The sequence below is a fragment of the Mesorhizobium sp. M4A.F.Ca.ET.020.02.1.1 genome (assembly GCF_004022645.1).
Classification (GTDB): domain Bacteria; phylum Pseudomonadota; class Alphaproteobacteria; order Rhizobiales; family Rhizobiaceae; genus Mesorhizobium.
This window is the reverse complement of record NZ_RZOI01000286.1, coordinates 1-6,964: the sequence shown is the minus strand read 5'-3', so window position 1 is coordinate 6,964 and position 6,964 is coordinate 1. Positions and strand designations below refer to the sequence as shown.

Annotated in this window: 8 protein-coding genes; all 8 read left to right on the top strand. The window is 65.6% G+C overall.

Annotated elements, in window-relative coordinates:
- The coding region (locus EN742_RS18465) for an alpha-E domain-containing protein (RefSeq protein WP_189375443.1) at positions 1-1,126 on the top strand (1,126 nt) is incomplete at its 5' end.
- 3 nt (positions 1,127-1,129) lie between these two features.
- Positions 1,130-2,014, top strand: coding sequence for a transglutaminase family protein (locus tag EN742_RS18460; RefSeq protein ID WP_126058518.1), 885 nt, complete (start codon positions 1,130-1,132; stop codon positions 2,012-2,014).
- A gap of 136 nt (positions 2,015-2,150) precedes the next feature.
- On the top strand, positions 2,151-3,086 hold the full coding sequence (locus EN742_RS18455) for a glycosyltransferase family 2 protein (RefSeq protein WP_126058519.1): 936 nt from the start codon (positions 2,151-2,153) through the stop codon (positions 3,084-3,086).
- The gene (locus EN742_RS18450) at positions 3,086-3,436 is read left to right on the top strand and encodes a glycosyltransferase (protein ID WP_126058520.1); all 351 of its coding nucleotides are present in this window, start codon (positions 3,086-3,088) and stop codon (positions 3,434-3,436) included. Before EN742_RS18455 ends, EN742_RS18450 begins: the two co-directional genes overlap by 1 nt.
- 72 nt (positions 3,437-3,508) lie before the next feature.
- Entirely contained in the window at positions 3,509-4,600 is a 1,092-nt protein-coding gene (locus tag EN742_RS18445) for a DNA topoisomerase IB (protein ID WP_126058521.1), read from the top strand.
- Positions 4,601-4,711: 111 nt separating this feature from the next.
- Complete coding sequence (locus EN742_RS18440; RefSeq protein WP_126058522.1) at positions 4,712-5,086, top strand: YciI family protein; 375 nt, start codon at positions 4,712-4,714, stop codon at positions 5,084-5,086.
- Positions 5,083-6,354 carry an RNA polymerase sigma factor gene (locus EN742_RS18435; protein WP_126058523.1) on the top strand — a complete coding sequence of 424 codons (1,272 nt, stop codon included), beginning with the start codon at positions 5,083-5,085 and terminating at the stop codon, positions 6,352-6,354. The genes EN742_RS18440 and EN742_RS18435 overlap by 4 nt, the downstream gene beginning before the upstream one ends.
- A gap of 182 nt (positions 6,355-6,536) precedes the next feature.
- Positions 6,537-6,964: aldehyde dehydrogenase family protein (locus EN742_RS18430; RefSeq protein WP_128333124.1), on the top strand; the 428-nt coding region annotated here is incomplete at its 3' end.

Below are 6,964 nucleotides of genomic sequence, written 5' to 3'. Positions count from 1 at the left end.
GGAAGCAGTGACGCTTTCGACAACGCCCGTCTATGTCGGCGGCTGGCTGGAGCCGCGGCCGGCCAGCCTGCGCGTCTATCTGGCGCGCACGGCGGATGGCTGGACGGTGATGCCCGGCGGTTTTGCCCGGGTCGGCTTCTCGCAGGACACGACAGCCATAGCCATGCAGCGCGGCGGCCAGGCGGCGGATGTCTGGGTGGTCAGCGACCGGCCGGTCGAGCGCGAGACACTGCTGCCGCAGGAGCATGACAGCTTCACCCGCTCCATGCCTGGGAGTCTGCCCAGCCGCGCGGCGGAGAACCTGACATGGCTCGGCCGCTACATCGAGCGATCGGAAGACACGGCCCGCGTGCTGCGCGCCTATCATGTGCGGCTGGCTGAGACCTCCGATCCTGAAACGCCGCTGCTTGCCGATATCAGGGATTATCTCGAACCGTTCGGCATCGACGTCGAAACGGCGATCCCGCTTGGCCTGATCGGCACGCTAGACAGCGCCGTCTACAGCGCCGGGCAGATTCGCGACCGTTTTTCGCCGGATGGCTGGCTGGCGCTGAAGGACCTGTCGAAGACCATCCATCAGTTCGCCAGGACCGTGGCGCCAGGCGACGACGCGACCCGGGCGATGACGGTGATCCTGCGCAAGCTCGCCGGCTTCTCCGGCCTGCTGCACGAGAACATGTACCGCTTCACCGGCTGGCGCTTTCTCGAAATCGGCCGGCGGCTGGAGCGCGGCATCCAGATCGCCCGCATGCTTGCCCGGCTGACCAGGGCTGGCGCGCCCGACGGCGCGCTCGACATGATGCTGGAGATCGGCGACAGCGTCATGACTCATCGCCGGCAGTACCCGGTGCAGGCCGGCCGGCGCACGGTGATCGATCTCCTGGCGCTCGACCCGCTCAACCCGCGCTCCATCCTGTTTCAGCTCGAGCGGTTGAAGGCGGAGATCGGCATGCTGCCTTCGAGCGGCGGCGAAGGGCACATGTCGCCGGCGGCAAAGGAAATCCTTCAGCTCAACACGGCGATCGCCGTCATGGAACCCTCGGACATGACGGCGCAAGTCATCGACGATCTCGCCAATGAGATCGGCGGCCTCTACAACAGCCTCGCCAAGGCCTTTTTCGGATAGCGCATGCTCTACGACATCAGGCTTCATCTGAGCTACGACTATGATGCCGCGGCCGGTGGCGGCCGGCACCAGGTGCGCGTGCTGCCGCCGACGATTGTCGGCGTGCAGCGGGTAGTCGCGGCTTCGCTGTCCTTCGTGCCGGCTCCAGGCGAGCGCTCCGACTTTTCCGATTTCTTTGGCAACAACGTCACTTCGATCGCCTTTCGCGATGCACATGACGCGCTCGACATCCGGATGAGCGCGCGCGTGTCGGTGTCGCGCCCGGAACCGGGGCTGGACGTATCGCCCGACCTCCAGCGGCTGCGGGAAGAACTCGGCGGCGTGCGGTCGCTGTCGCCGGATTCCCCGCATCATTTTCTTGCCGCGAGCGATCATGCCGGCATCGATTCCGCGATCACCGCCTATGCGAAAGGCAGCATCGCCGGCTCGACCGTCGCCACGGTCCTGGACCTGTGCAACCGCATCCATCGCGATTTCACCTATGATGGCGAGGCCACCACCGTGCAGACCCGCGCCAGCGATGCCTTCGGCCTGAAGCGCGGCGTCTGCCAGGACTTCTCGCATATCATGATCGCCGGCCTGCGCGGCCTCGGCATTCCCGCTGGCTATGTCAGCGGCTTCCTGCGCACCATACCGCCAAAGGGCAAGCCCCGGCTCGAAGGTGCCGATGCCATGCATGCATGGGTCAAGGCCTGGTGCGGGCGTGACGCCGGATGGCAGGAATTCGATCCGACCAACGGCATGCGGGCGAGCAACGACCACATCACGGTCGGCTACGGGCGGGACTATTCCGATGTGGCGCCGATCGTCGGCGTGCTCAAGACGACCGGCGGCCAGGCGGCCGAGCAAGCGGTCGATGTCATTCCGGTCGTGCTCGAAAAGCTGTGAACACATCGGGGTCCAGGCCTGTGCCGTACGGGCGGAGCGAGCAAAGACTGCTTCTCAAATCCGGACGCTGTCGCTATCTTGCGCTTCGGGGCGGTACGGCCGGATGCATGGGTTTTGCGCCGGTGCGGAGTTGTCATTGAAAGCTGTCAGCGTCATCATTCCGGCACACAATGCAGCAGCGACCATAGTGAGGACGCTGGGATCGCTGCGTTCGGAAGCGGACGCCATCGGCGAGGTGCTGCTGGTCGACGATTTGTCCTCGGACGGCACGGCAGCGGTCGCCAGCGATGCTGCTTCACGGTTGGGCCTGCCGTTGCGCGTCATCCAGTCCAACTGCAGGGACGCCGGCGGAGCCCGCAATCTCGCCCTGTCGCAGGCGAACCATCCCTGGATCTACATGATCGATGCCGACGACCTGCATCTGGAGGGCGGGCTGCGGTCATTGCTGCTTCAGGCCAGCATGCAGGCAAGGGCCGACATGGTGGTCGGCGCCTATCGTCGGCGGACCGACGGCGTCGACCGGCAGATCAAGCTGCCTGCCGGCTATACGGCCGCGAGCATCGCCAATGCCTCGGCCTATATCGAAGGTCACATACGTTCGATTGCGGTGGGAAGCGCGCTGGTGTCCCGGCAGGCGATCGGGGAAACGCGGTTCCCAACCGGGCTCGCCTATGACGAGGACACGTTGTTCTGGGCAAGGGTGTTGAGCAAGGCCCGGCTTGCGATCATCACGCAACCGGTCATGACCTACTGTGTTTCGGCGGAACGCTCCGACGACCGCTTCATCGTGCTGCCGGCAAAGCGCTTCCTCGAATGGCGCAATGCGCTGCACGGGCTCGCCGATTGCGGGATTGCGAAGTCGACGCTGAAGACCAGGGAAGGGCTTGTCGCCCTGAAGATCGCGCGCGTCCACTATGCGCGCGGCGACCTGGATACGGCGGCCCGGTTCCTGGCCGTGGCCAAGGCCGCGCCGAAGGTGCCGTCGGACATCTGGCGTTGCATGCGCTATCAGTTCAAGCTTGCGGCGCGGCGCCGGTTTTCCATGCCGCGTGTCCAGTTGCAAAGCGCCTGATGGCCGAGAGGCCGGAACTCGCAGTCGTGGTGATTGGTTTGCGGGCGCCTGCCGAGTTGGTCGCAGCAGTAAGATCGGCGCTCGACCAGAATGCACCGTTCGAGGTCGTGGTCGTGAATTCCGGCGGCGGGGATGTCCAGGCACTGCTGGGTCGTGCCGGACTCGATGTCAGGGTCATCGAGGTCGGGCAGCGACTGTTCGCCGGCGCTGCGCGAAATATCGGCCTGCGGCGACACAAGCCCCGTTCGTCGCCTTCCTTGCCGCGGATTGCCTCGCCTGCCCGCGCTGGGCAGAGATCCGATGACGGCGGGCTCTGGATGGCGGACCTGTCGGCCGTCGCGCGAGCGTGAACCCTTAAGAGCAGCACGGAACCAGTCGCCGGCGATGCGGCTTATCTACGGACCAGTTCCGTGGGATGCATCATGCTGCAACGACCGCAATCCTCCCCTGACCGTTCAGCAGGAGAGGACGAAACCCGAAAGAACGGCGCGCAAGATTCGGCCGAGCGCGCGTCGCTCACCTATGTCAGCGATGCCGATCCCGGCATTCGCCGCAAGCGAAAAGGCAAGGGCTTTGCCTATCTCGGGCTCCAGGGCCGTTCGGTCTCAGCGGCCACGCTTGCGCGCATCAAGGCACTGGCCATTCCGCCGGCGTGGACCGATGTCTGGATTTCGCCTGATGCCCGCGGGCACATCCAGGCGACCGGCCGGGACCAGCGCGGGCGCAAGCAATACCGCTATCATGCGCTGTGGGCCGCCGAGCGCGACGGCGCCAAATATTCAAGCTTGGTCGCCTTTGCCAAAAGCCTGCCCGGACTGCGGCGCCGCATCGATGCGGATCTGCGCCGTCACGGTCTGCCGGCGGAGCGCGTCGTCGCGGCGACCGTCTGGCTGCTCGACAATACGATGATCCGCGTCGGCAATGCCGCCTATGCCCGCGACAACAAGAGTTTCGGCCTGACGACGTTGCGCGACCGTCATGTCGACATCGAGGGATCGCACTTGCGCTTTGCCTTCAAGGGCAAGTCCGGCAAGGAATGGAAGCTGAAGCTGGTCGACCGCCGGATCGCCAGGATCGTGCGCGGCGCGCAGGAACTTCCGGGCCAGAAGCTGCTTCAGTATCTTGACGAGGACGGCAACAGGCATCCGGTCGGTTCGGGCGACGTCAACCGCTATATCCGCGACGCGGCCGACGCGGATTTCAGCTCGAAGCATTTCCGAACCTGGGGCGGCACCATCCACGCCGCGTCGCTGTTTGCACAAGCCGAGCGTCCGGAAAGCCAGGCGCAGATGAAGCGGGTCATGAACGGGATCATCGACAGGGTCGCCGAGCGCCTCGGCAACACGCGTGCCATCTGCCGCAAATGCTACATCCACCCGCTGGTCTTCGAAGCATGGGCAAACGGCCGGCTGCTCAGCGAAATGGCGGAGGCAAGCAAGCGAAAACGCCTGATACCCGGTCTCGACGAAGAGGAGACGCTGGTGTTGCGATGGCTTGAGACGCGCGGCGCCTGACCAGTGGCACGGGTGGACGGGCAAGCCCGTGTGATCGCTCAATATTTTTTTATCGACGTTGTGTCGGGAAGGGCCCTACTGTCGCGTCCTTTGATACGGAAAGGATTTGCCATGCTCTACGCCATCCTCTGCTACGCCTCCGAAGACGTCGTCTGCTCCTGGAGCAAGGAACAGGACGACGAGGTCATGGCAAAGCTATTGGGCGTGCAGGAAAAATACGCCCAGGCCGGGCGGCTTGGGCCCGTCGCGCGTCTCTTGCCGACCACCGCCGCGACGACGTTGCGCACGGTCAAGGGCGAGCCGGTCGTCATCGACGGCCCGTTCGCCGAAACCAAGGAACAGTTCCTCGGCTTCTATACGCTCGAATGCGCCGACCTCGACGAGGCCGTCGACTTCGCGCGCGAGCTTTCCGAGGTCAATCCAAGCGGCGGCTCCTACGAGATACGCCCGGTTTCCCTCTTCAATCCGGCCAGAGTACCCGCATGACCGAGCTTGCCTGGATAAGCACCGCGATCAGCACCGCCCGTCCGCAGGCGATGGGTGCGCTGCTGCGCTACTTCCGCGATCTCGACGCCGCGGAAGAAGCTTTCCAGGATGCGTGCCTGAGGGCGCTGAAGAACTGGCCGAAGAACGGCCCGCCGCGCGATCCCGCCGCCTGGCTGATCTTCGTCGGCCGCAACAGCGGCATCGACGCGGTCCGCAAGCGGTCCAAGCAGGCGCCGCTGCCGGAAGAGGACCAGATCTCCGACCTGGAGGATACCGAAAGCGATATCGCCGAGCGTCTCGACGGCGCCCACTATCGCGACGACATCCTGCGGCTCCTGTTCATCTGCTGCCATCCGGACCTGCCGGCGACGCAGCAGATCGCGGTGGCATTGCGCATCGTCTCCGGCCTTACCGTCAAACAGATCGCGCGCGCCTTCCTGGTCGGCGAAAGCGCCATGGAGCAGCGCATCACCCGCGCCAAGGCGCGCATCGCGGATGCCGGCGTGCCTTTCGAGACGCCGGGCGCCGTCGAGCGCTCGGAACGGCTCGCGGCGGTGGCCGCCATGGTCTACCTGATCTTCAACGAGGGCTATTCGACCAACAGCGGCGAGGCGCCGGCGCGCGCGCCGCTCTGCGAGGAGGCGATCCGGCTGGCGCGGCTCTTGCTTCGGCTGTTCCAGACCGAGCCTGAAATCATGGGGCTGACGGCACTGCTCCTGCTGCAGCATGCGCGGGCGCCGGCACGCTTCGACGTCAGTGGCGAGATCGTCCTGCTGGAGGACCAGGACCGCAGTCTCTGGAGCCGCAAGATGATCGACGAGGGCCTGGCGCTGGTCGACAAGGCGCTGCGCCACCAGAAGCCCGGCCCCTACCAGGTGCAAGCGGCGATCGCCGCGCTGCATGCGCGGGCGGTGAAGCCCGAAGACACCGACTGGACCGAGATCGACCTGCTCTACAGCCTGCTCGAGCGCATGCAGCCGTCGCCGGTGGTGACGCTCAATCGCGCCGTAGCGGTGTCCAAGGTGCGCGGCCCCGAGGCGGCGCTCGCCATGATCGAGCCGCTGGAGGATAGGCTGTCCGGCTATTTCCACTTCTTCGGCCTCAAGGGCGGCCTGCTGATGCAACTCGACCGCGGCGATGAGGCGCGCGTTGCGTTCGACCGGGCGATCGCGCTTGCCAACACAGCCGCCGAGGCGGCCCATATCCGCATGCATATCGACCGCCTGATGAAGGAAGGCGCCGAGCGGGCCGCGCAAAAGGCGCGCTGAGCGGCCGTCTCGAAAGTCTGGCCCAACCCTGCGGTCCGGGCTTAGACCATGCCGGGGTGGCGGTTTTTCCCCGAAACGAGTAATGCCACGCCATGAAAGCGCTCCGACGGGCCCGACGGTACGGACAGGGTGGCGCATGGCTTTGCCCCGTTGCCTTGCGACGGGATCTGAAAGGGACAAAAATGACGATAGCGAAGGAAACGGCCGCACTTCTGGAGAAGCTCGGTGTCGCCAAGGACGCGCTTTCCGGCGGCGACCTGATCGTGCGTAGCCCGGTGACCGGCGAGCGGATCGCAGCGCTGAAGACGATCTTGCCGGGCGATGCGGCCAAAACCATCGACGCCGCCCACAAGGCGTTCCAGGCCTGGCGGCTGGTGCCGGGACCGAAGCGCGGCGAGTTGGTTCGCCTGCTTGGCGAGGAACTGCGCGCCCACAAGGCCGAGCTTGGCCGGCTGGTTTCGATCGAGGTCGGCAAGATCCCGTCCGAAGGGCTCGGCGAGGTGCAGGAGATGATCGACATCTGCGATTTCGCCGTCGGCCTTTCCAGGCAGTTGTATGGCCTGACCATCGCCACCGAACGCCCCGGCCACCGCATGATGGAGACCTGGCA

Excerpts from the sequence above, each read along its gene's own strand:
- EN742_RS18460 (WP_126058518.1), top strand. The coding sequence starts at position 1,130 with ATGCTCTACGACATCAGGCTTCATCTGAGCTACGACTATGATGCCGCG.
- EN742_RS18450 (WP_126058520.1), top strand. The coding sequence starts at position 3,086 with ATGGCCGAGAGGCCGGAACTCGCAGTCGTGGTGATTGGTTTGCGGGCG.
- EN742_RS18445 (WP_126058521.1), top strand. The coding sequence starts at position 3,509 with ATGCTGCAACGACCGCAATCCTCCCCTGACCGTTCAGCAGGAGAGGAC.
- EN742_RS18440 (WP_126058522.1), top strand. The coding sequence starts at position 4,712 with ATGCTCTACGCCATCCTCTGCTACGCCTCCGAAGACGTCGTCTGCTCC.
- EN742_RS18435 (WP_126058523.1), top strand. The coding sequence starts at position 5,083 with ATGACCGAGCTTGCCTGGATAAGCACCGCGATCAGCACCGCCCGTCCG.